General features: G+C 70.1%; 16 protein-coding genes. 13 read left to right on the forward strand and 3 right to left on the reverse strand.

Going from position 1 to position 23,889, the window contains the following annotated elements; all coding sequences use genetic code 11:
* Positions 1–22: 22 nt before the first annotated feature.
* The 8 genes from ACFYRH_RS30390 to ACFYRH_RS30425 all read left to right on the forward strand — a co-directional run bounded on the left by ACFYRH_RS30390 (position 23) and on the right by ACFYRH_RS30425 (position 16,363).
* Complete coding sequence (locus tag ACFYRH_RS30390; protein ID WP_387782483.1) at positions 23–1,558, forward strand: MFS transporter; 1,536 nt, start codon at positions 23–25, stop codon at positions 1,556–1,558.
* A 38-nt stretch (positions 1,559–1,596) separates the two neighbouring features.
* Positions 1,597–1,941: a hypothetical protein gene (locus ACFYRH_RS30395; RefSeq protein ID WP_387782485.1), complete on the forward strand. Its 345-nt coding sequence runs from the start codon at positions 1,597–1,599 to the stop codon at positions 1,939–1,941.
* A gap of 87 nt (positions 1,942–2,028) precedes the next feature.
* On the forward strand, positions 2,029–3,138 hold the full coding sequence (pheS, locus tag ACFYRH_RS30400; RefSeq protein WP_387782487.1) for a phenylalanine--tRNA ligase subunit alpha: 1,110 nt from the start codon (positions 2,029–2,031) through the stop codon (positions 3,136–3,138).
* Entirely contained in the window at positions 3,138–5,711 is a 2,574-nt protein-coding gene (pheT, locus tag ACFYRH_RS30405) for a phenylalanine--tRNA ligase subunit beta (protein ID WP_387782489.1), read from the forward strand. Before pheS ends, pheT begins: the two co-directional genes overlap by 1 nt.
* Before the next feature lie 4 nt (positions 5,712–5,715).
* A complete protein-coding gene (locus ACFYRH_RS30410) occupies positions 5,716–7,257 on the forward strand; it encodes a gamma-glutamyltransferase (RefSeq protein ID WP_387782491.1) in 1,542 nt (513 codons plus the stop codon).
* 51 nt (positions 7,258–7,308) lie between these two features.
* Positions 7,309–8,310 (forward strand): glycosyltransferase family 2 protein, encoded by a 1,002-nt coding sequence (locus tag ACFYRH_RS30415; protein ID WP_387782493.1) that lies wholly within the window; start codon positions 7,309–7,311, stop codon positions 8,308–8,310.
* The gene (locus ACFYRH_RS30420; protein ID WP_387782495.1) at positions 8,307–10,517 is read left to right on the forward strand and encodes a hypothetical protein; all 2,211 of its coding nucleotides are present in this window, start codon (positions 8,307–8,309) and stop codon (positions 10,515–10,517) included. The genes ACFYRH_RS30415 and ACFYRH_RS30420 overlap by 4 nt, the downstream gene beginning before the upstream one ends.
* A 104-nt stretch (positions 10,518–10,621) precedes the next feature.
* Complete coding sequence (locus tag ACFYRH_RS30425; protein ID WP_387782496.1) at positions 10,622–16,363, forward strand: Ig-like domain-containing protein; 5,742 nt, start codon at positions 10,622–10,624, stop codon at positions 16,361–16,363.
* A 94-nt stretch (positions 16,364–16,457) separates the two neighbouring features.
* On the opposite strand, the gene ACFYRH_RS30430 is transcribed toward ACFYRH_RS30425, so the two are convergent.
* Genes ACFYRH_RS30430 through ACFYRH_RS30440 form a run of 3 tightly spaced genes read right to left on the reverse strand, consistent with a single transcriptional unit; the run spans position 16,458 to position 18,445 of the window.
* On the reverse strand, positions 16,458–16,976 hold the full coding sequence (locus ACFYRH_RS30430) for a GNAT family N-acetyltransferase (protein WP_387782498.1): 519 nt from the start codon (positions 16,974–16,976) through the stop codon (positions 16,458–16,460).
* Positions 16,977–17,009: 33 nt separating this feature from the next.
* On the reverse strand, positions 17,010–17,894 hold the full coding sequence (locus tag ACFYRH_RS30435) for an RNA polymerase sigma-70 factor (RefSeq protein ID WP_387782500.1): 885 nt from the start codon (positions 17,892–17,894) through the stop codon (positions 17,010–17,012).
* Positions 17,891–18,445: a carboxymuconolactone decarboxylase family protein gene (locus ACFYRH_RS30440; RefSeq protein ID WP_387782502.1), complete on the reverse strand. Its 555-nt coding sequence runs from the start codon at positions 18,443–18,445 to the stop codon at positions 17,891–17,893. Before ACFYRH_RS30440 ends, ACFYRH_RS30435 begins: the two co-directional genes overlap by 4 nt.
* Before the next feature lie 159 nt (positions 18,446–18,604).
* On the opposite strand from ACFYRH_RS30440, the gene argC reads away from it, so the two are divergent.
* The 5 genes from argC to argF are packed head-to-tail and all read left to right on the forward strand — an operon-like array spanning position 18,605 to position 23,835.
* Positions 18,605–19,636, forward strand: coding sequence for an N-acetyl-gamma-glutamyl-phosphate reductase (argC, locus tag ACFYRH_RS30445; RefSeq protein ID WP_387782504.1), 1,032 nt, complete (start codon positions 18,605–18,607; stop codon positions 19,634–19,636).
* On the forward strand, positions 19,633–20,835 hold the full coding sequence (argJ, locus tag ACFYRH_RS30450) for a bifunctional glutamate N-acetyltransferase/amino-acid acetyltransferase ArgJ (RefSeq protein WP_387782506.1): 1,203 nt from the start codon (positions 19,633–19,635) through the stop codon (positions 20,833–20,835). The genes argC and argJ overlap by 4 nt, the downstream gene beginning before the upstream one ends.
* Positions 20,836–20,837: 2 nt before the next feature.
* Positions 20,838–21,707, forward strand: a complete 870-nt coding sequence (argB, locus tag ACFYRH_RS30455) for an acetylglutamate kinase (RefSeq protein WP_387782508.1) — start codon at positions 20,838–20,840, stop codon at positions 21,705–21,707.
* Positions 21,704–22,903: an acetylornithine transaminase gene (locus ACFYRH_RS30460; protein ID WP_387782510.1), complete on the forward strand. Its 1,200-nt coding sequence runs from the start codon at positions 21,704–21,706 to the stop codon at positions 22,901–22,903. Before argB ends, ACFYRH_RS30460 begins: the two co-directional genes overlap by 4 nt.
* A complete protein-coding gene (argF, locus tag ACFYRH_RS30465) occupies positions 22,903–23,835 on the forward strand; it encodes an ornithine carbamoyltransferase (RefSeq protein ID WP_387782512.1) in 933 nt (310 codons plus the stop codon). Before ACFYRH_RS30460 ends, argF begins: the two co-directional genes overlap by 1 nt.
* Positions 23,836–23,889: the final 54 nt, after the last annotated feature.

Consider the following 23,889-nt stretch of genomic DNA (forward strand, 5'->3'; position numbering starts at 1 on the left):
GAGATCGTCGTACAGTGTGCGAGTGACTAGTACACCGTTCGAGTCTTCTGAGGCTTCTGAGCTTCCTGAGCTTTCCGGGCCGGCCGGGCATCCCCGGCGGTGGTGGATCCTGGGGATCTTGTGCCTGAGCCTGATGGTTCTGGTGGTCGACAACACCGTCCTGAACCTGGCCATCCCGTCCCTGATGCGGGACCTGAACGCGACGCCCGCGGACATCCAGTGGGTGATCGACGCCTACATCCTGGCGTTCGCCGGGCTGCTGCTGACCGCCGGAAGCCTGTCCGACCGGTTCGGCCGGCGGAAGATGCTGCTGCTCGGCCTGGTGATCTTCGGCGCGGCGTCGCTGCTCGCGACGCTGGCGGAGAACCCGTGGCAGCTGATCGCCTGCCGCGGCCTGATGGGTGTCGGCGGTTCGCTGTTGATGCCGAGCACGTTGTCGCTGCTGTTCACCGTGTTCCCGCCGGAGGAGCAGCGCAAGGCGATGGCCGGCTGGTCGATGGTCGCGATGGTCGGCGTGGTGGCCGGCCCGACCGTCGGCGGCGTGCTGCTGAACCACTTCTGGTGGGGCTCGATCTTCCTGCTGAACGTACCCATCGCGGTGCTCGCGATCATCGGCACGCTGGCGTTGATCCCGGAGTCGAAAGGCCCGGCGCGCGACATCGACCCGGCCGGTGCCGTGCTGACGATGGTCGGGATGGCGTCGGTCGTCTGGGCGATCGTCTCGATCCCGGCACACGGCTGGGGTTCCGCCCGGGTGCTCGGTGGGCTGGCGGTCGGTGTCGTCGCGTTGACCGCGTTCGCGCTGTGGGAGAAGGGCAGTGCGCACCCGATGGTGCCGCTGGCGCTGTTCCGGGACCGGCGGTTCAGCGGTACGAGTTTCTCGATCGTGCTGCTGTCCTTCACAGCGGGTGGGTTGCTGCTGGCGTTGACGCAGTACCTGCAGTTCGTGCTCGGGTACTCGCCGTTGAAGGCGGGGCTGGCGCTGATCCCGTACGCGCTGGCGGCCGCGGTGTTCAACGGTCTGGGTGCGACGCTGGGTAAGAAGATGGCGGACCGGACGCTGATCTCGCTCGGCCTGCTGATCATCGCGGGCAGCTTCGCGATCCTGACTCAGGTGTCGGACTCGAGCGGGTACGGGTTGCTCATCATCGGGCTGTTGGTGATGGGGATCGGTGGCGGCCTGGCCGGTCCGGCGGCGTACACCCTGTTGATGCAAGCCGTTCCCGCGGAGCATCGGGGGGTCGGTTCGGCGATGAACGACACCGTTCAGCAGACCGGGGCGGCGCTGTCGGTCGCCGTACTGGGCAGTGTGCTCGCGGCGGCGTACTCGTCGGCGCTGCCGGACTCGGTACCGGAGGCGGCGCGCAAGTCGATCGCCGCGACGCTCGCGCTCGGGCCGGACTTCCTCGGCGCGGCGAAGCATGCGTTCACGGACGCGATGTCGATCGCGATGACGGTCGGGGCGATCGGTGCGGTGGCCGGCGCGGTGGTGGCGCTGGCCGTGCTGCCGAGGGGCGGGCAGAAGACGCAGGACGACGTACCCGAAGCGGTGCACTGACACCTGCCGCTGACACCATCCGCTGACACCATGCGGGCATGATCGACGCCCAGCGGATCGTGAGTTCGGTGCTGGTCGCCGCGTTGGTGCTGCTTCCCGTCGGCCTGATCACCTATCTGGTCGGCAGGCGGAGGTCGAACCGGTTCGTGCTGAAGTGGGCCCAGGCGGTCGGCGTCCTGTCGACCGCCCTGGCCACCGGGTACGTCGTGGCGTGGGCGGTCTGCCTGATCCTCGCGGACACTGTCCCGGATACCGCTCCCGGGATTCCAGGGCCCGGCGCTTACGACTTCCCGGTCTTCCTGATGCCTGCCGGTGGCGCCGTCGTCCTCGCCGCCTGGGCCGTCCTCGGCAGCGTCGTCCGCACCAGGCGGAAGATGGGATGACCAGGGGGTTGTGGACAGCCGATTCACGCTCTTGGGGTTCGGGTTCCTAGACTGCAATCCGCAGACGTACCAACCCGAGAGCGAGCCATGTCCGGTCCCAACACTGATTACGACCCGGTCGAAGTGACGCCGCTGCATGCCGAAGAGGTGGAGCGGACCCGCGACGAGGCGCTGACGGCGTTTACCGAGGCGGCCGACCTGGCCGCCCTGCAGGAGGCGAAGTCCACGCATCTCGGGGACAAGTCGCCGATCGTGCTGGCCAACCGGGAGATCGGCGCGCTGCCGCCGCAGGCCCGGAAGGAGGCCGGTCAGCGGATCGGTGCCGCCCGGAAGGCGATCAACGAGGGCTTCGCGGCCCGGCTCGCCGTGCTCGAGGCCGAGCACGAGGAGCAGATGCTCGCCACCGAGCGGGTCGACGTGACGCTGCCCTGGCACACCCCGCGGCTCGGCGCGCGGCATCCCCTGTCGCTGATCTCCGAGCAGGTCGCGGATGTGTTCACCGCGCTCGGCTGGGACGTCGCCGAGGGGCCGGAGGTCGAGGCCGAGTGGCTGAACTTCGACGCGCTGAACTTCCAGCCCGACCACCCGGCGCGGCAGATGCAGGACACCTTCTTCGTCGAGCCGGCCGGCTCCGGGAAGGTGCTGCGGACGCACACGTCGCCGGTGCAGGCGCGGTCGATGCTGAGCCGCAAGCCCCCGATCTACGTGATCTGCCCGGGCCGCGTGTTCCGCACCGACGAGCTGGACGCGACGCACACGCCGGTCTTCAACCAGGTCGAGGGCCTGGTGGTGGACGAGGGCATCACGCTCGCGCACCTGAAGGGCACCCTGGACCACTTCGTCGTGTCGATGTTCGGCGAGGGCCTCGAGGCGCGGCTGCGGCCGAACTTCTTCCCGTTCACCGAGCCGTCGGCCGAGGTGGACCTGAAGTGCTTCGTCTGCCGCGGCGCGTCCGTCGGCAACCCGGACCGCCCGTGCCGCACCTGCGGCAGCGAGGGCTGGATCGAGTGGGGCGGCTGCGGCGTGGTGAACCCGCGGGTCCTGCAGGCCAACGGCATCGACACCGAAAGGTACTCCGGATTCGCCTTCGGCATGGGCCTGGAGCGGACGCTGATGTTCCGCAACGGGGTCGAGGACATGCGGGACATGGTCGAGGGTGACGTGCGGTTCAGCCGCCAGTTCGGGATGGAGATCTGATGCGGGTCCCACTGTCATGGCTTCGTGAATACGTCGAGTTGCCGGCCGACGTCACCGGTCGCCAGGTCGCGGAGCAGCTGATCCGGGCCGGTCTCGAGGTGGAGACCGTCGAGGAGTCCGAGCTGACCGGCCCGCTGGTGGTCGGCAAGGTGCTGACGTACGAGAACGAGCCGCAGAAGAACGGCAAGACCATCCGCTGGTGCTCGCTGGACATCGGCAAGGACGAGCCGCAGTGGGTCGTCTGCGGCGCGCACAATTTCGAGGTCGGCGACCTGGTGGTCGTCGTACTGCCGGGTGCGGTGCTGCCCGGCGGGTTCGCGATCTCGGCGCGCAAGACCTACGGCCACGTCTCCAACGGGATGATCTGCTCGAGCGCGGAGCTCGGCCTGGGCGACGACGGTACGCACGGCATCGTCGTCCTCGAACCGGGCGAGGCGCAGCCGGGTGACGACGCGATCGAGTTGCTCGCGCTGAGCGACGACGTCCTGGACATCGCGGTGACTCCGGACCGGGGGTACTGCCTGTCGATCCGTGGTGTCGCGCGCGAGGCGGCGACGGCGTACGGCGTACCGCTGAAGGACCCGGCGGATCTGCCGCTGACCGGCTCCGGCGCCGGCGGTTACCCGGTGCGCGTGGACGACGCCGAGGCGTGCAGCGTGTTCGTCACGCGGACCGTCACCGGGATCGACGCGAAGGCGTTGTCGCCGCGGTGGATGCAGAAGCGGCTGCTCGCGTCCGGGATGCGGCCGATCTCGGTCGGCGTCGACGTCGCGAACTACGTGATGCTCGAGCTCGGGCAGCCGATCCACACCTACGACAAGGCCCGGCTGTCCGGTGCCATCGTCGTACGGCGGGCGAACGCCGGCGAGAAGCTGATGACGCTCGACGACCAGACCCGCGAGCTGGACACCGAGGACCTGCTGATCACCGACGACTCCGGCCCGATCGGTGTCGCGGGCGTGATGGGCGGTGCGTCGACCGAGATCTCGGACGCGACCACCGACGTGGTGATCGAGGCGGCGCACTTCGACCCGGTCGTGATCGCGCGGGCATCGCGGCGGCACAAGCTGTCGTCGGAGGCGTCGCGCCGGTTCGAGCGCGAGGTCGACCCACTGCTCCCGCGGTACGCCGCGCAGCGGGTCGCGGACCTGCTGGCGGAGTACGCCGGCGGCACGATCCTGCCGGACGAGACCGTCGTCGACACCCATCCCGCGCCGGCTCCGGTGACGCTTCGCGCCGACCACGCCGCGCGCGTCGCGGGTGCTCCGATCTCGCTCGAGGAAACCGTTCGTCATTTGCGGGCGGTGGGCTGCACGGTCGAGGTGGCCGCGGCCGACGCGGTCGCCGCTCCGTTGGCGGCCGGCGTGCACGCCTCCGCACTCGTCGAGGTAGGCGCCACCACCATCGGCTCCACCCAGGTCGTCGGCGACGATCTGCTGACGGTGACTCCACCGTCCTGGCGGCCGGATCTTGGGGACCCCAACGACTTCGCCGAAGAGGTCATTCGGCTGTTCGGGTATGACAACGTGCCGTCGGTGCTGCCGCCCGCGCCGGGTGGTCAGGGGCTGACGGTGTCGCAGAAGCGGCGCCGCCGGATCGCGACCGCGCTGGTCGGCGCCGGCCTGACCGAGGTCGTGTCGTACCCGTTCACCGGCGAGGCCGACTTCGACGCGATGGGTCTCCCCGCAGACGATCCTCGCCGTACGACGGTCAAGCTCGTCAACCCGTTGTCCGACGAAGAGCCGTCGATGCAGACCATGCTGCTCGCGACCCTGCTCCGGACCGCCGAGCGCAACGTCGGCCGCGGAGCGAACGATCTTGCGATCTTCCAGACCGGCCTGGTGTTCCTGCCGAAGGCGGAGACGAAGCCCGCGCCGCTCCCGTCGGTCGAGCACCGGCCGAGCGACGCCGAGGTCCAGTCGCTGTACGACGCCCTCCCGGACCAGCCGCTGCACGTGGGCATCGTGCTGACCGGTGCGCTGACCCCGACCGGCTGGTGGGGCAAGGGCCGGCCGGCAAGCTGGGCGGACGCGGTGCAGATCGCGCGCGTGGTCGCGTCCGCGGTCGGTGTCGAGCCGGTGGTGAAGAACACCGAGCTCGCGCCGTGGCACCCGGGTCGCTGCGCGGAGTTCTCGGTCGACGGGAAGGTCGTCGGGTATGCGGGCGAATTGCACCCGAAGGTCTGCCAGGCGTTCGGTCTGCCGGCCCGGTCGGGTGCGGTCGAGCTCGATCTCGACGCGCTGATCGCGGCGGGTCCGGAGTCGATCACGGCGCACCCGTTCTCGTCGTACCCGGTGGCCAAGGAGGACGTGGCGCTGATCGTTCCGGACGAGGTGCCGGCGGCGGACGTGCAGGCGGCGCTGGCCGAGGGCGCGGGCGAGCTGCTGGAGTCGGTGCGGCTGTTCGACGTGTACACCGGCGAGCAGATCGGTGCCGGGAAGAAGTCGCTCGCGTTCGCGCTGCGGTTCCGGGCGCCGGATCGGACCCTGAAGGAGAACGAGGTCGCCGACGCACGGCAGGCCGCCGTCCAGGTCGCCGTCGACCGTTTCGGCGCCGTCCAACGGGTCGGCTGAGACCATGAGAGGCGGTCACCCGAGGGTGGCGGTGGCGGCGCCGAATGCGGCTGCTGCCGACGCCGGCGTGCGGGTGGCTGCCGAAGGTGGGAACGCCGTCGACGCGGCGATCGCGGCGACGCTCGTCACGATGGTGAACGAGATCGGCGTGGTCTCGCCGGCGTCGGGTGGGTTCGTCACGCTGCAGGTCGCGGGCGGTGCCGCGGTCACCATCGACGGCTGGGTGGAGATGCCCGGCCGCGGCCTGTCGCCGGACCGGTTCGGTCGCGGTGTCTGGGACATCACCACCGACTACGGCGGCGGTACGACGACCACGGTCGGCCACGGCTCGGTCGCCACACCCGGCGGGATGAAGGCTCTCGATCTCGCCCATCAGCGGTCCGGCAAGGCGCCGTGGCGCGAGGTCGTCCAGCCCGCCATCGACGTGGCCCGCAACGGATTCCCGCTCAGCCGGACGTCGGGCTACTACCTCGGCTTCACCCACGAGATCATCTTCGGCTGGCACCAGCCGAGCCACGGTGTCGTGCACGACGACGACGGCCGGGTGCTCAAGGCCGGCAGCACGATCGTCATCCCGGAGCTCGCCGAGGCCCTCGAACTGATCGCCCGCGACGGCGCCGAGACCATGTACACCGGCGAACTCGCGCGCCTCCTGATCCACGACATGGCCGCGAACGACGGCATCCTCACCGCCGAGGATCTGGCGGCCTACGAGGCCGTCGTCCGCCCGGCGCTGGTGGTGCGGCAGAACGGGTGGCAGCTCGCCACCAACCCGCCGCCCGCGGTCGGCGGCGTCGCCACGGCCGCGATGCTCGCGCTGCTGGACGGCGTACCGGCCGACGGCGGCTGGAGCGGGCCCGAGCTCGAGCGGCTCGTCGAGGTCGAGTACGCCGTCCTCGGTCAGCGGCTCGCCGAGCTCGACGAGGAGGACCGGCGGACGCTGGCGGGGCAGAAGGTGCTCGATCTCGCCGCGGCCGGCGATCTGCGGGCGTTGACCTCGCCGAGTACGGCGACCGTGAGCGTGGTCGACGACGAAGGTGACGCCTGCGCGATCACGGTCTCGTCCGGGTACGGCTCCGGCGTCCTCACCCCGGGCACCGGCATCTGGCTGAACAACGCCCTCGGTGAGCAGGAGCTCCTGCACGGCGGCCCGCACAGCCTCGCGCCCGGCACCCGCCTCACCTCGAACATGGCCCCGAGCGTGGCCCGGCGGGACAGCGACGGCGCCGTACTCGCGATCAGCTCGCCCGGGTCGGACCGGATTCCCACTGCGCTCGCCCAGGTCTACGCGCTGTACACACACGGTGGCCTGTCGCTGCGGGAAGCCGTCGAGTACCCGCGGCTGCACGTCCGCGTCCGCGAGGACGTGGTCGTCGACTACGAGGACGACCTGCCGGTGTCCGGCTCGACCGCGCTGCCGACCCGCCCGATGCCGCCGCACTCGATGTACTTCGGCGGCGTCGCGGCCGCGTTCTGGGAGCCGGTCGACGGCCTGCTCGCCGTCGGCGACCCGCGCCGCACCGGCGCCGTAGCGATCTCGCCCTGAGCGAACGCTAGTAGGGTCAGCCTGATACCCCAGGATCCGGAAAGGCAGCCGATGCGGGACACGCACCCCGAGCTCTCCGTCGTCGTACCGATGTACGACGAGGAGGAGGTGCTGCCGATCTTCTTCGACCGGATGCATCCGCTGCTCGACGGGCTGGGCATCACGTACGAGCTGCTGATCGTCGACGACGGCAGCCGTGACCGTACCGCGGCGCTGCTCCTCGACGCCGCCAAGGACTGGCCGCAGCTCCGGGTCGTGCGCCTGCTCCGCAACAGCGGTCACCAGGCCGCCCAGTCGGCCGGTTTCCGCCGCGCTCGCGGCCGGTACGTCGTCACGATCGACGCCGACCTGCAGGACCCGCCGGAAGTCATCGCCGAGTTCCTCCAGACCGTCCGCGAGCAGGACGTCGACGTCGTGTACGGCGTCCGCTCGGACCGCTCGAGTGATTCGTGGGCGAAGCGCACCACTGCTCGGCTGTACTACCGCCTGATGAGCCGGCTCGTCGGCAAGGACATCCCGTTCGACGCCGCCGACTTCCGCCTGGTCACGCGCCGCGTGGTCGACGCGGTGAACGCGCTACCCGACGACGGCCGCGTCTTCCGGCTGGTGATCCCGTGGCTCGGCTTCCCGAGTGCCGAGGTGCGGTACGTCCGCGCGGAGCGGGCCGCCGGATCGACGAAGTACAGCGTGTCGAAGATGGTGCGGCTGGCGTTCGACAGTGTGACCGCGTTCTCGGCGGCGCCGTTGCGGTTGGCGACCTGGCTGGGGCTGCTCGGTGGCGCGATGTCGGGCCTGTTCGTCGTCGGTGCGCTGGTCATCAAGCTGACCGGCCGGAGCATCCCCGGGTGGACGTCGACCGTTCTCGCGGTCAGCGTGATCGGCGCGATCCAGTTGCTCTGCCTCGGTCTGCTCGGCGAGTACGTCGCGCGCTTGTTCCAGTCGAGTCAGCGCCGGCCGCAGTTCCTGGTCGGGTACGACAGCCTCGTGGACCACGGACATCCGGAGCCGCTGCACGAGCGGGCCGCAGGGGATCCTGCATCCTCTGAGAGATGAGGAGGAACGCCCCGTGGCTGCTGCCGATCCTGGTGGCGGCCGGTGGGTTCGCCTCGCTCGGCGACGTCGGGGCCGGCCCACTCGTCAAGTACGCCGTGTACTTCGCCGCGGCGATCGCCCTCCCCGGGACCCTGCTGCTTCGCGCCGCGTGGCGCAGTACCGGTAACTGGGCCGAGGATCTCGGCCTCGGATCGGTCGTCGGCGTGACCTGGCAGCTGATCGGCTGGGCGATCTTCACCGCGCTCGGTTGGCAACGCTGGCTGATCGTCTGGCCGGCACTGGTGCTGATCGGGTTCGCGGTCGCCGGGCGGCAGCACTTCCGGATCGCCGATCCGCGGCCGCTGCCGTTCGCGTGGACCGTCGGGTTGGCGGTGTCGGCAGCCGTGATGGTCGGCGCGACCACGTTCGGCGTGATGGCGTACCACCCGATGCCGCCGAACGGTCACGCGTACTACCCCGACCTGCTCTACCACCTGTCGATGGTGAATGAGCTGACCCGGTCGATGTCGCCGGACATCCCGCAGGTGGTCGGGGAGCGGCTCGAGTACCACTGGTTCGCCAACGCCGACATGGCGGCGGCGGTGGATGTCACTCGGTTGACCCCGATGGTGGTGCTGTTCCGGTTGTGGGTCTTGCCTTGGCTGGTCGTCACCCTGCTTGTCTGCGCGACCCTCGCGCGCATCGTGAGCCGCACGTGGTGGACCGGCGTACTCGCGGCTCTCGCGCTGGCCGCACCGCAACTGTTCCTGTTGGTCGACACGAGTGTGAATCTCGCGCCGCCGGTCAGTCTGCTGAGTCCGTCGCAGACCTTCGGCATGGTGGCGGCGGTCGCTGTCGCGGTGTTCCTGATCGAGTTGCTGTTCAAGAACGGGCCCAGATCGCTGTGGCTGCTCACTGTGCCGATCGCGATCGTGGGCGGTGGCTCGAAGCCGACCGTGTTGCCGTTGCTGGTCGCGGCGGTCGGCCTCGCGGCGGTCTACCTATTCGTCACCACCCGCCGCTTGCCGTGGCGCCTGATCGGTACGACGGCGGTGCTGGTAGTCGCCGGCGCGATCACGTTCCTGACCGTCGCGGGCAGCACCAGCGGTTCACGCCTGCAGTTGCTCGCCGTCCTCAAGTCGCTGCCGGTCTACGCCGCGGCGACCGGCGATCGGACGCAGCCAGGTGCGGGCGGGTTGATCCTCCCCGCGCTCGCGCACGGCGAGGTGATCGGCACACTCAGCCTGTTGCTCGGGCTGCTGTTGACCTTGCAGGCATTGTCCTGGGCAGGGTTCGGCGTGATCGTCCACAAGGACCCGGTGCCGTGGTTCCTGCTCGGTGCGATGATCGCGGGCTGGGCCGGGTACCTGCTGATCGACCACCCGTCGGTGAGCGAGTCGTACTTCGTCTATACAGCGGCCCCGTTCAGCCTGGCCGGCGCCGGCTGGTTCGCGGCGAGCAGCGCCCGCGCGTCCGGCCGTCCGATCCCCATCGCAATCGCCGCCTTCGTCCTGTCGATCGGGTACGCCGGTCTGCTCGTCTGGGTCCGTGGCGTCCCGGCTGCGTCGACCGGTCGGCAACTGTGGTTGAGCACCCGGGTGCTGCTCGTCGTCCTCGGCATCACGCTGTTCCTGTTGCTCGTCTGGCGACTGACCTTGCGGCAGGCGGGCGGCGGCATGTTCGTCGTACTCGTGCTGCTGTCGACCGCGCCGATCAGTTCGTTCCTGCAGAGTGCGTTGCATGGTGACACCGAGAAGGCGCCGACGTACCGGGCGGCGCGCTGGTGGGTGTACCCGGACGAGGCGGAGGCAGCGTTGTGGCTGGGGGAGCACTCAGCGCGGGATGACGTGGTCGCGACCAACACGTGGTGCCGCCCGGCCGGTCCGCCGAAGCCCGGTTGCGACGCCCGCGGGTACATCGTCAGCGGGATCGCCGGCCGTCGCACGCTGATCGAGGGGTGGGCGTACACGAACCAGGCGATGGCCGCGCAGGGCAACGGCGGCCGCCGCTACACCGAGCAGCCGTCACCGTGGCCGGACCGGGTCGCGCTCACCGAGCAGGCGCTCACTGCCCCAAGTCCCGACGTACTGCGCCGGCTGCGGACCGAGTACGGCGTCCGCTGGCTGTACGCCGACACTCGCAACGGTCCTGTCTCCGCGGAGCTCGACCGGCTCGCGGAGCGTCGACACAGTATCGGCAAGGTCCGGATCTACGACCTCGGAGAGTGATTCTCCCGTAACATCGAGTCGGCGTAGTCCGTTACGTCTACGCAGGCCCGCCCGCCACGCGGCCGATGCAATGGAACCGTGATTGCTCGGGAGGGCTGGGACAGATGCGGGCAACCCGACCGGGGCTGGCGGTTCTCGTCGCTCTCGGTCTGATCACCACCGTCCCGGCGAATGCCTATCAGGTGCCGACGGCACCTTTCTCGGACTCGGCGACCACGGTGATGCCGGGCTCGGGACTGCGGCAGACGATCACGGTGACCGGGAAGACCGAGCTCGGCGATCCGACGACCGCCGGCTTCCGCGGGCTCGGCCCGACGACGTACCAACCGGCGATCGCGAAGAGCACCCCGGCGCAGGACGTCGTGGTGACCACCGGCGACTGCGCGTCCACCGGCGGTTGCGGCGATCGCGGCACGGTGACGATCGCGTTCTCCCAACCGGTCCGCAATCCGGTCCTGCACCTCGGCGGCATCGGTGGCTCCGTCACCCGGACCGTCAGCGGCCGGACGACCGCGCAATCCGAGCTGCACTCGATCCTCACGCTGACCACGCCGGGCCTGAGCCTCACGAAGCTTGGCCAGGGCAACAACCTCGCTGTCACCAGCGACACGGTCACGGCGGCCGACCATGACGCCGGTCCGAACTGTGTGAACCGGAAGTCGCCGTCCGGCCTCGACACCACCGCGACCGCCGCCTGCGGATCGGTCCGCGTGAACGGCGTCGTCACCAAGGTCACCTTCGACGTGGCAGCGCAGTTCACCAAGCACCCGAAGCTCCCGGCGCTGAACAACGGTTCGTCGGGTGATGCGTTTTCGATCGTGGCGACCGCACCCGAGGACTTCGGTGACGCGCCGGCGTCGTACGACGCCGCGTGGTCGGCGCTGAGCGACGTGCAACTCGGCAAGGACGTCACCGAGGACAATGCGGCGACCGCGAACGGCACCACCGGGCCGGTGACGCCGGATCAGGGCGACGACGGTGTGGTGTTCAAGCCGCTGCGCACCAACCAGACGACGTACACGGCCGACCTGCAGCTCGCCGGTACGTCCAAGGCGGGGCGGGCGTGCGCGTGGATCGACTCCAACGTCAACGGAAAGTTCGAGCAAGGCGAGCGGGCGTGTGCACCGTTCGCAGCGCAGCAGACCACGGTCACGGTGCGCTGGGCGGAGCTCGCGCCGAAGGCCGGTGCATCGTACGCGCGGGTCCGGGTCGGCTACAGCGACGCGCAGGTGGAGAAGCCGACCGGTGCCGCGGATGCGGGCGAGGTCGAGGACTACCCGTTCGCGATCACGCCGCCGCCCCCGCCGGCGCTGACCGACGACACCGCGACGGCCGGGTTCGACACCGCGGTCGTCGTCCCGGTGCTCGCCAACGACAAGCCGGGCGATCCGGGTACGCCGCTGGCGCCCGCGACCCTGTGCCTGATCGACGGTCGCGACTGCGTCGAGATGCTGAACGTCGTCGGCCAGGCCAAGTACGTCGCCAGGTCCGACGGCACGATCCGCGTCGAGCCGATCCCGGGCTTCGTCGGTCCCGCCAAGCCGGTCACATACCGCGTCGCCGACAGCAACGGCATCACGACCAGCGCGAAGCTGACCGTCACGGTCTCGCTGCCGGACCACCCGGTCGCCGTCCTCGACACCGCGACCACCCCACAGAACGTGAGCGTGTCGGTCACGCCGCTGGCCAACGACCACGCTGCTCCGGGTGTGCGGTTCGTGCCCGGGTCCGTCGTACTCCGCGATCCGGCCGACGCGACCTTCAAGAAGACGGTGACGATCACCGGCGAGGGCCAGTACGTCGTGAAGCCGAACGGCAACGTCGACTTCGTCCCGAAGCCGCAGTTCACCGGAGTCGGTACATCGATCGGATATCGCGTCACCGACACCACCCGCCAGACCGCCGAGTCGACGCTGACGGTCACGGTCACGCCGGTGACGCCGACGGCGAACGGTGACTCGGTTTCGACCGCGTTCGACACCGATGTCGTCGTACCCGTGCTCGACAACGACTTGCCGGGTTCGCCGGACGCACCGCTCGTCCCGGGCACGCTGCGGCTCGTCGACCCGGTGAGCAAGGAGCTCGTCGACAAGGTGACCGTCGCCCAGCAGGGCACCTACATGGTGTCCGCGGGCAAGGTGACGTTCCAGCCGGTGCACGGTCGCACCGGTGTCGGTACGCCGGTGACCTACCAGGTGCTCGACAAGAACGGTACGGCGGCCCGCGCCGAGCTCACCGTCTCGGTCGACGCCCCCGGGCCGCCGGTCGCGAACCCGGATACGGTCGCGACGTTGCAAGGCCGATCGGTGGTGGTCGCGGTCCTGGACAACGACAAGTCAGGCCCGACCGGCGCCGCGCTCACGCCGGGGAGTGTGCGGCTGATATCCGACACCGACCCGGTCACGACACTGGTCGTGCGCGGTCAGGGCCGGTACTCGGTGAAGCCGGACGGCCGCGTGCTGTTCGAGCCGCTGCCGGCCTTCAGTGGACCCGCGACCGCGGTCGCCTACCAAGTTGCCGACAGCAACGGGGCGGTCGCGAAGTCGACGCTGACAGTGCGCGTGACCACGGTCCAGCCGGACGCGTCCGACGACACCGCGGGTACGGCGTACGACACCGGCGTGACCGTGCCGGTGCTGGCGAACGACGACCCCGGTGATCCGTCGGTGCCGCTCGTGCCGAGCAGCGTGCGGCTGATCGATCCGGTCACGAAGCTGCCGACGACCGCGCTCGTGGTGACCGGCCAGGCGACGTACACGGCGACACCCGAAGGGACGATCGCCGTGGACCCGCTGCCCAAGTTCACCGGCGCGGCGACGCCGGTCAGCTACCGCGTCGCGGACGTGAACGGTACGACGACCACCGCGACCCTGACCGTCACGGTCGCCAAGCCGCCCGCGCCGACCGCCGCACCGGACACCGCGACCGGCAAGCAGAACCTTGTGCTGCGCGTGAATCCGCTGGCCAACGACACCCCCGGCCGCGGGACCGGTCTCGACCCGCGCAGCCTGACCTTGCTGGACCCGGCGGACGGGTCGCTGAAGAAGCTGGTGAAGATCCCGGGACAGGCCGACTACCAGGTCAACGCGGACGGTTCGGTCACCGTCGACCCGCTGCCCGGCTTCACCGGGACGGCGACCAAGGTGACGTACCGGGTCGCCGATCTGTTCGGTCAGACCGCGCGCTCGACGATCGCGGTCACGATCACGCCGATCACCCCGAGCGCGGCCGACGACACCGCGCAGACGCCGTACGGTCATGCGGTCCCGGTCAACGTGCTGGTGAATGACAAACCGGGCGACCCGTCGGCGCCACTGGTGCCGAGCAGCCTGCGGATCGTGGATCCGGCGGACGGGTTGCCGAAGGCGACCGTGACGATTCCTAACGAAGGCGCGTACGCCGCGTCCGGCGGAGCGATCCGCTTCGAGCCGAGCGCGACGTTCCGCGGTCCCGGTACGCCGTTGACGTACCGGGTGGCCGACAGCAACGGGACCACGGCGACTGCTCGGTTGACCGTCACGGTCGGGCAGCCGCCGGTCGCGGTCGCGGACGCCGCGTCCACGCTGCAGAACGTGACCGTCACGGTGAACGTGCTGTCCAACGACCGGCCGGGGACGGATGCGAGGCTCGAGCGTGGATCGGTCGAGCTGCTGAGCCCGTCCGGGTTCGCCAAGAAGCTGACGGTGCCGAAGCAGGGCACCTACTCGGTGCTGGCGAGCGGTTCGATTCAGTTCGATCCGCTGCCCACTTTCCGGGGCAAGGCGCTGCCGGTCGGCTATCGGGTCGCCGACTCGGACGGCAATCACGCTGCCGCCGCGCTGACCATGACCGTGACGCCGGTCAGTCCCGTCGCGGTCGACGACTCCGCGATCACGCCGTACGGCCATGCGATCTCGGTGAATGTGCTGGTGAACGACAAGCCGGGTGATGGGTCGGCTCCGCTCGTGCCCGCGAGCCTCGTGCTGAAGGACGCGAGCGGTCACTACGGCAAGACGATGACGCGGGCGGGGGAGGGGACGTACCAGGTTGGCGACGGCACGGTCACTTTCACGCCGGCGAAGGGGTTCCAGGGCGTGACGGCGCCGGCGACGTACCGGATCGCCGACCGGAACGGGACCACCGCCGAGGGCGAGCTGCTGCTGACGGTCGGCAAGGGGCCGTCGGCGCTGGCGGATCCGGTGACCACGAAGCAGAACGTGACGGTGACGGTCGATCCGCTCGCCAACGACGAACCGGGGACCGGCGCGCAGCTCGACCGGACCTCGCTGCGGATCTACGCCGCGAACTGGGGAGACAAGGTCACGGTTCCCGGGCAGGGTGCGTTCGCCGTGAAGGCCGGCAAGATCACGTTCGATCCCGAGCCGGCGTACCGCGGTGCGGCGTCGGTCGCGTATCAGGTCACCGACACGACCGGGAACACGGCGGGCGCCTCGGTGACGGTCACGGTCGCACCGGTCACGCCGGTGATCGCGGACGACACCGCGACGACGCCGTACGAGACCGCGGTGACGGTCGACGTGCTGGCGAACGACAAGGCCGGGGACGCGACGGCGCCACTGGTCGCGGGCGGCGTTCGGCTGATCGATCCGTTGACCGGGGAGCCAGTGGCGTCGCTCGTCGTGCCGGGGGAGGGGACGTTCACGGTGCAGCCGACCGGTGCGGTTCGTTTCGCGCCCGTGGACGGATTCGTCGGCGCGGCGGTCCCAGTCGGATACCAGATTGCCGACCGCAACGGCACCGTCGGCACCGGCACGTTGGTGGTCACGGTGCAGGCTCGTCCGGTCGCGTTGCCGGACGAGGCACGAACCAAGCAGCATGTCGCGGTCACGCTCGATCCGCTCGCGAACGACAAGCCGGGCCCGGGCGCCACGCTCGATCCGGCGTCACTGCTGCTGGTCGATCCGAATGGTGCGCTCGTCGATCAGGTGGCGATCCCTGGTCAGGGTACGTACGGCGTGAGCGCGGGCAAGGTCACGTTCAGCCCGGTTGCGACGTTCACGGGTACCGCGCGACCGGCGGCGTACCAGGTCAAGGACAGTCATCGGAACGCTGCTCGTGCGACTGTCACCGTCACGGTCGTGCCGGTCCGTCCGCTGGTTGCCGACGACAGCGCCGACACGGCCTTCGGTACGGCGGTCGTCGTCACGGTGCTCGGCAACGACAAACCCGGTGACCCGTCCGCGCCGCTGCGCCCGAATTCCGTCGTACTGCGGGATCCGGGCGACGGCCAGGAGAAGCGGTCCGTGACCGTGCCGAAGGAAGGCACGTTCGCGGCCGGCCCGGACGGAGCGATCACGTACACGCCGGCGAAGGACTTCATCGGTACGACGCGAGCGCTGTCCTACCGGGTCACCGACGCGAACGGTACGTCGGACACCGCGCTGCTCGACGTGACAGTCGCCGGACCGCTGCTCGCCAAGGCGGCACCGGACGCGGCGACCGGAACGCCGGGCAACCCGGTCGCGGTCAACCCGCTGCTCAACGACAGCGGCTCGATCCGGCCCAACTCGGTCTGTCTCCGCACGGCGACCGGGAACTGCGCCAAGAACGTCACCGACGGGTCGGGCACCTGGTCGGTCGGCACGGACGGCACCGTCACGCTCAAGCCGGCGGCCGCCTTCACCGGTACCGCGAAGGTCACCTACGAGCGGACCGACGAGGCCGGCGAGAGGGTCACCGCACCGGTGAAGTTCACCGTCGGCGCGGAGCCGGCCCAGAACTTCCGCACGGTCAATCGCGCCGAACTCCCACCGACGGGCGGACCGCCCCCGGTCCTGCTGACCCTCGGCCTGCTCCTCGCCGCCCTCGGCGCAGCCCTGGCCACCCTGGCCCGCACCCGCCGCTGAACCGCCGGACCATCACAATCGCGCCGCCGCCGGCGCTCCCCGCCTGCACCGGCCCGAGCGCGGCGATGGCGATGGTGATGGTGATGGTGATGGCCTACAGATCCATCACCAGCATGATCTCGTCGCGGTAGTCGTCAGGCGCGACCCGGACCGCACGCGGGTGGGTGCCGACGATGCGGAAGCCGAGCGGGCCGTAGAAGTTCTCCAGGCCGAGCCCGCCCCGGATCGTGAGCTGCAACTGCTCGAGTCCGAGATCGACCGCCGAACCACGCAGCCCCTCCATCAGCATCCGCCCGGCGCCGTTGCCCTGGTACTCCGGATGAACCATCACCCGCAGCACCGTGCGCCAATGCGCCTGCAGGCCACTGCCGCGACTCACCAGCATGCCCATCCCGGCGTACCGCTCGCCGGTGTGCAGAACGCCGAGCACGTCGAGGCCGGCGCCGACCCGGCCGAGCGCGCCGTCCAGGTTCTCGGCGATCTTCCCGACCGGAGCCGGCGCGGTGTACCCGACCGCTCCGCCGGCGTTCGTGGCCGCGACCCAGGTATCCAGCAGGTCCGCCCGCAACCCCGGGTCGAGGGCCTCGTCCGGTTCCATCTCCAGGTACTTCACCGCACCTCCATCTGCGACTGAGTTGCAGATAGTCTACGGCTCCAAGGCGTGCAGCGGGGGTACGGTTCCGAGCTTGTCCGGGTTCCGGATCAGGTAGAGATCGGTGATCACACCGTTGGTGCTGTGCAGGAACGCGACGGTGTCCGGCCGGCCGTCGAAGTACGCGACGTAGGCGAGCTCGTCGTTCAGTGTCGCCATCCGGATCTCGAACCCCGGGTTGTCCGCGAGCACCGCGAACAGCCAGCGGGCGATCTTCTCCGCACCGTGGATCGGCCGCAGCGCCGCCTTCTTCTTCCCGCCGCCGTCACTGATCAGTACGGCGTCCGGCGCGAGCAATGCGACGACTTGGTCGAAGTCGCCCGATCCGGCGGCCCGCATGAACTGCAGGGTCAGCTCGTCGTGCCGCGCCTTGTCGACGGGGTGCCGCGGCTGCCGGGCGTGCACGTGTTCGCGGGCCCGGTGCGCGAGCTGCCGGACCGCGGACTCCGAGCGGCCGAGGGTGTCCGCGATCTCGTCGTACGGGAGATCGAAGACCTCGCGCAGCACGAACGTCGCGCGCTCGAGCGGCGAGAGGGTCTCGAGGACGACGAGCATCGCCATGCTCACCGAGTCGGCCATCTCGACCGCGGCGGCCGGGTCGTCGTCCGCCGCGACCAGCGGTTCCGGCAGCCACGGGCCGACGTACTGCTCCCGCCGGGCCTTCTGCTCGCGGAGCCGGTTGAGCGCGAGCCGGGTGGTGATCCGGATCAGGTACGCGCGCGGGTCGCGGATCTCCTCGTGGTCGATCGCGGCCCAGCGCAGCCACGCCTCCTGGACCACGTCCTCCGCGTCGCTCACACTCCCGACCACCCGGTACGCCGCTCCGACCAGGACGGACCGGTGCTCGGCGAACTCCCGGGCCAGCTGGTCGTCGCTCACTGCACCGGCCTGAGTTCGCAGTACTCCTTGAAGCCCTGGCTGGTGAGTCCGGCGGCGGCGTTGACCCGGGAGCGGAAGTTCTCCAGCGCGGCGACCGCGGTCAGTTCGACCAGCTCCTTCTCGGACAGATCCTGGCGCAGCCGGTCGACCTGCTCGTCGGTGACCTCCGGCGGTGTCGCTGTCATGGCCTCGGTGTAGTCCATCACCGCGCGCTCCAGATCCGTGTAGACGTCGCTGTCCCGCCACCTTGGCACATCCCGCAGCTTCGCCGGGTCGATGCCTTGGTGATGGAACTCCCAGTAGCCGAAATCCATGCACCAGCTGCACCCGATCCGCGCCGATGCCACCATCACGCTGAGCGCCTTCAGCCCCGGGTCCAGCGCCTTCCACCGCCCCGCCGTCGTCTCCAGCAGTGCCGTCGACACCAGCACCGGCCGGTTGTGCAACGCCACCTTCACCGGATCCGGCACCTTCCGGAACTTCCGCCGGCTGCCCCATTCCACCAGTCGCACGAACCAGTTCCGGTCGTGTACGAGCCCGATCCGAGCCATCACATCCACCTCCAGGTCGTCGTCCCCCTTGCGGACACGGCGCGGGGTGCCGGTTGTGACATGAGCTGGATCACAGGTGAGTGGTTCGGCCGGAAGTGGGTATGGGATGACCCGGCCAAGCTGTTGGATATTCATCCGGTTCATGGCATACTCATTCACATGAGTGTGAAGGTGGCCGTGGCCGGAGCGAGTGGATACGCGGGAGGCGAGCTGCTCCGGTTGCTGAGCGGCCACCCCGAGGTGGAGATCGGCGCCCTGACCGCCGGCGGGAACGCCGGTACGGCGCTCGGCGCGCACCACCCGCACCTCGTGCCGCTGGCCGGGCGCATCCTGGTCGAGACCACGGCGGAGACGCTGGCCGGTCACGACGTGGTGTTCCTGGCGCTGCCGCACGGACAGTCCGCCGGAATCGCCGAGCAGCTCGGCGAGGACGTCACCGTGATCGACTGCGGCGCGGACTTCCGGCTCACCGAGGCCGAGGCGTGGGCCGAGTTCTACGGAGGCGAGCACGCCGGCTCGTGGCCGTACGGGCTCCCGGAGCTCCCCGGGCAGCGGGACAAGCTCCGCGGGTCGAACCGAGTCGCCGTACCGGGGTGTTACCCGACCGTCTCCACGCTCGCGCTGCTCCCCGCCGTACAGCAGGGGCTGATCGACGCCACCCAGCTCGTGGTGGTCGCCGTCAGCGGTACGTCGGGCGCGGGCAAGGCGCCGAAGGCGCATCTGCTCGGCGCCGAGGTGATGGGATCCGCGTCGGCGTACGGCGTCGGTGGCGTGCACCGCCATACGCCGGAGATCGAGCAGAACCTCACGCCGTACGCCGACGGTCCGGTCAGCGTCTCGTTCACGCCGGTGCTCGCGCCGATGGCCCGTGGCATCCTCGCCACCTGCAGCGCACCGGTTGCCGAGGGCACCGACGCCGCGGGACTCCGGAAGGCGTACGAGGACGCGTACGCGAGCGAGCCGTTCATTCACCTGCTGCCCGAGGGCCAGTGGCCGCAGACGCAGGCCACCCTCGGCGCGAACACCGTGCAGCTCCAGGTCGCCCTCGACCAGCGCACCGGCCGCGCCGTCGTCGTGGCCGCCATGGACAACCTCACCAAGGGCACCGCCGGCGCCGCCGTGCAGTGCATGAACCTCGCCACCGGTCTCGACGAGACCTTGGCCCTGCCTCTCGTAGGAGTAGCCCCGTGACGACAGCTGTCACTCCGGACACTCAGGTCGATCGGAGCGCCGGAGTGACCGCGCCGGCGGGTTTCCGCGCGGCCGGAGTCATCGCCGGGATCAAACCAGCCGGTACGCCGGACCTCACCGTCGTGGTCAACGACGGCCCGCGCGACGTCGCCGCCGGCGTCTTCACCACCAACAAGGTGAAGGCCGCGCCGGTGCTCTGGTCGCAGCAGGTCCTGACCGCCGGCAAGCTCAAGGCCGTCGTCCTGAACTCGGGCGGTGCGAACGCGTGCACCGGACCGGAGGGTTTCCAGGACACCCACAAGACCGCGGAGAAGCTCGCCGACGTGCTTGGCGTCGGCGCCGCCGAAATCGGCGTCTGCTCGACCGGCCTGATCGGTGAACGCCTCCCGATGGACGCACTCGTCCCCGGGATCGACAAGGCGGTCGCCGCGCTGGCCGATGGTCCCGAGGCGGGGCTCGCAGCGGCGACCGCGGTGATGACGACCGACAACGTGCCGAAGCAGGCAGCGCTCGAGCACGCCGACGGCTGGAGTATCGGCGGGTTCGCGAAGGGCGCCGGGATGTGCGCGCCGAACATGGCGACGATGCTGAGCGTCATCACCACCGACGCCGTCCTCGACCAGCCGCACCTCGACCACGCGCTGCGGAACGCGGTCGGCAAGACCTTCAACCGCCTCGACGTCGACGGCGGTACGTCGACCAACGACACCGTCCTGCTGCTCAGCTCGGGCGCCTCCGGCGTGACCGTGACCCCCGAGGCCTTCGAGGCCGCGCTGACCGTTCTGGCTGCTGACCTGGTGAAGCAGTTGCAGGCGGACGCGGAGGGTGTCACCAAGCATGTGAGCATCACGGTGCAGGGCGCGGCGACCGAGGCCGAGGCGCTGGTCGCCGCGAAGATCGTTGCCGAGGACAATCTCTGCAAGACCGCGTTCTTCGCCTCCGACCCGAACTGGGGCCGGATCGCGATGGCGGTCGGCAACGCCCCGACCGCGTTCGACCCGGCGCTGCTCGACATCACGCTGAACGGCGCCGCGATCTGCGTCGCCGGGGGCAAGGGCGTCGACCGATCCGAGGCGGATCTCAGCGGCCCGGAGATCGACGTACTGATCGATCTGCACGCCGGGCCCGCGTCCGCGACCGTGCTCACCACCGACCTGTCCCACGCCTACGTCGAAGAGAACTCGGCCTACTCCTCGTGAACATGCAAGAGGTTGTCGAAAAAGCAGCCGTCCTGACCGAAGCGTTGCCGTGGCTGAAGCAGTTCCACGGCAAGACCGTCGTGGTGAAGTACGGCGGCAACGCGATGGTCGACGAGAAACTCAAGCGCGCGTTCGCGGAGGACATCGTCTTCCTCCGGTACGCCGGGGTGCGGGTCGTCGTCGTGCACGGGGGCGGACCGCAGATCAGCGACATGCTCGGGCGGCTCGGGATCGACAGCGAGTTCCGCGGCGGGCTGCGGGTCACCACACCCGAGGCGATGGATGTCGTCGGCATGGTGCTGGTCGGCAAGGTCGGCCGGGAACTGGTCGGCCTGCTGAACGCGCACGGGCCGTTCGCGGTCGGCATGTCCGGCGAGGACGCGGGCCTGTTCACCGCGGAGCGGCGCACCGCTCTCGTCGACGGTGAGCACGTCGACATCGGGCTGGTCGGCGACGTGGTCGAGGTCCGGCCGGAGGCGGTCGTCGACCTGATCGACGCCGGCCGGATCCCGGTGGTGTCGACGATCGCGCCGGACGAGGACGGCCAGGCGCACAACGTGAACGCGGACACCGCGGCCGCGGCGCTGGCTTCGGCGCTCGGTGCGGAGAAGCTCGTCGTACTCACCGATGTCGCCGGGCTCTACCGGAACTGGCCGGACAGCGACGAGATCATCACCCAGATCGACACCGCCGAACTCGCGGAGCTGCTGCCGTCGCTGGCCTCCGGCATGGTCCCGAAGATGGAGGCCTGCCTGCGCGCCGTCGAGTCCGGCGTCTCCCGCGCGACCGTCATCGACGGCCGCGTTCCCCACTCCCTGCTCCTCGAGATCTTCACCGACGCCGGAAGCGGAACCCAGGTGATCCCGTCATGACCGAACTGGTAACTGTCGACGGCTCGCAAGCCGCCCTCACCGAGCGGTACGCCGGTGCGCTGATGAACACCTTCGGCGCACCGAAGCGGGTGCTGGTCCGCGGCGAGGGCGCGTACCTGTGGGACGCCGACGGCAACAAGTACCTCGACCTGCTCGGTGGGATCGCGGTGAACTGCCTCGGCCACGCGCACCCGTTCGTGGTGTCCGCCGTGACCTCGCAGCTCGCCACCCTCGGCCACGTCTCGAACTTCTTCGCGTCCGCGCCGCAGATCGCGCTGGCCGAGAAGCTGCTCGCGCTGTTCGAGGCGCCCGGCAAGGTGTTCTTCACCAACTCCGGCACCGAGGCGAACGAGGCCGCCTTCAAGATCACCCGGCGCACCGGCCGGACCAAGATCGTGTCGACCGTCGGCGCCTTCCACGGACGGTCGATGGGCGCGCTCGCGGTGACCTGGAAGCCGGCGTACCGCGAGGCCTTCGCGCCGCTGCCGGGCGACGTCGAGTTCGTCCCGTACGGCGATGTCGCCGCGCTGGCGGCCGCGGTGGACGACGAGACCGCGGCGGTGGTGCTCGAACCGATCCAGGGGGAGAACGGCGTCGTCGTACCGCCGGCCGGATACCTGCAGGCGGCGCGGCGGATCACCTCCGAGCACGGCGCGCTGCTGTGGATCGACGAGATCCAGACCGGGGTCGGACGGACCGGGACCTGGTTCGCGTACCAGCCCGAGGGCATCGTGCCGGACATCGTGACGCTGGCGAAGGGCCTCGGTGCGGGCATCCCGATCGGCGCGTGCGTCGGACTCGGCGCGGCGGCCGACCTGCTGCAGCCGGGCAACCACGGCACCACGTTCGGTGGCAACCCGGTCGCGGCGATCGCCGGGCTCGCGGTACTGACGGTGATCGAGCGGGACGGGTTGCTCGCCCAGGTGAATGCCGTTGGCAACCACCTCGCGTCGTCGGTGATCGCGCTCGACCATCCGATGATCACCGGCGTCCGCGGCCGCGGGTTGCTGCTGGCGATCGAGCTGGCGGAGCCGGTGTCGGACCAGGTCGCGGCGGCGGCGCTGGAGGCGGGCTTCGTGATCAACAACCCGGTCCCGAACGCGTTGCGGCTGGCGCCGCCGTACGTCCTGAGCAAGTCTGATGTGGACAGCTTCGTCGCGGCCCTTCCCGGGCTGCTCGATCAGGTGGAGGTCTGATGGTTAGGCATTTCCTGCGGGATGACGACCTCAGCCCGGTCGAGCAGGACGAAGTACTGACGCTGGCAGCGCAACTGGCGGGCGACCGGCACGGTCATCAGCCGTTGAGCGGGCCGAAGACCGTCGCGGTGATCTTCGACAAGACGTCGACGCGGACCCGGATCTCGTTCGCGGTCGGGATCGCCGAGCTGGGCGGTACGCCGCTGATCATCGACGCGCAGACCTCGCAGCTCGGGCGCGGCGAGCCGATCGCGGACACCGCGCGGGTGCTCGACCGGCAGGTCGCGGCGATCGTCTGGCGGACGTTCGGGCAGACGCGGATCGAGGAGATGGCCGCGGCGTCGTCGGTACCGGTGATCAACGCGCTGACCGACGAATTCCACCCGTGCCAGATCCTCGCCGACCTGCAGACCGTGCGGCAGCACAAGGGTGCGACGGCCGGGCTGAAGCTGGTCTACCTGGGCGACGGGGCCAACAACATGGCGCACTCCTACCTGCTGGGCGGCGCGACCGCCGGCATGCACGTCGTCGTTGGCTCGCCGGCGGACTACCAGCCGGATCCCGCCATCCTGGCGCGTGCCGCCGAGATCGCGGCGACGACCGGGGGTTCGGTCGCCTGGACGGCCGACGAGGTCGCGGCGGTCGACGGTGCCGACGTCATCGCCACCGACACCTGGGTGTCGATGGGGCAGGAGGCCGAGGCGGCCGACCGCGAGGCGCCGTTCGTGCCGTACGCCGTCACCGAACAGCTGCTCGCCAAGGCGAAACCGGACGCGATCGTCCTGCATTGCCTGCCCGCCTATCGTGGCAAGGAGATCGAGGCGGCTGTGATCGACGGACCGCAGTCGGTCGTCTGGGACGAGGCCGAGAACCGGCTGCACGCGCAGAAGGCGCTGCTGTCGTGGCTGTTGGCAAGGAGCTTTGAGGCATGAGTGAGCGCAGCGAGCTCATCATCAGGCACAGCGCCTGTCGCGTCTCCTCCGCGC

This window comes from Kribbella sp. NPDC004875 (assembly GCF_042873375.1).
Taxonomy (GTDB): Bacteria; Actinomycetota; Actinomycetes; order Propionibacteriales; family Kribbellaceae; genus Kribbella.

Coding starts and splice junctions, on each gene's coding strand:
- ACFYRH_RS30395 (WP_387782485.1), top strand. CDS start 1,597: ATGATCGACGCCCAGCGGATCGTGAGTTCGGTGCTGGTCGCCGCGTTG.
- pheS (WP_387782487.1), top strand. CDS start 2,029: ATGTCCGGTCCCAACACTGATTACGACCCGGTCGAAGTGACGCCGCTG.
- pheT (WP_387782489.1), top strand. CDS start 3,138: ATGCGGGTCCCACTGTCATGGCTTCGTGAATACGTCGAGTTGCCGGCC.
- ACFYRH_RS30410 (WP_387782491.1), top strand. CDS start 5,716: ATGAGAGGCGGTCACCCGAGGGTGGCGGTGGCGGCGCCGAATGCGGCT.
- ACFYRH_RS30415 (WP_387782493.1), top strand. CDS start 7,309: ATGCGGGACACGCACCCCGAGCTCTCCGTCGTCGTACCGATGTACGAC.
- ACFYRH_RS30420 (WP_387782495.1), top strand. CDS start 8,307: ATGAGGAGGAACGCCCCGTGGCTGCTGCCGATCCTGGTGGCGGCCGGT.
- ACFYRH_RS30425 (WP_387782496.1), top strand. CDS start 10,622: ATGCGGGCAACCCGACCGGGGCTGGCGGTTCTCGTCGCTCTCGGTCTG.
- ACFYRH_RS30440 (WP_387782502.1), bottom strand. CDS start 18,445: ATGGCTCGGATCGGGCTCGTACACGACCGGAACTGGTTCGTGCGACTG.
- argC (WP_387782504.1), top strand. CDS start 18,605: ATGAGTGTGAAGGTGGCCGTGGCCGGAGCGAGTGGATACGCGGGAGGC.
- argB (WP_387782508.1), top strand. CDS start 20,838: ATGCAAGAGGTTGTCGAAAAAGCAGCCGTCCTGACCGAAGCGTTGCCG.
- ACFYRH_RS30460 (WP_387782510.1), top strand. CDS start 21,704: ATGACCGAACTGGTAACTGTCGACGGCTCGCAAGCCGCCCTCACCGAG.
- argF (WP_387782512.1), top strand. CDS start 22,903: ATGGTTAGGCATTTCCTGCGGGATGACGACCTCAGCCCGGTCGAGCAG.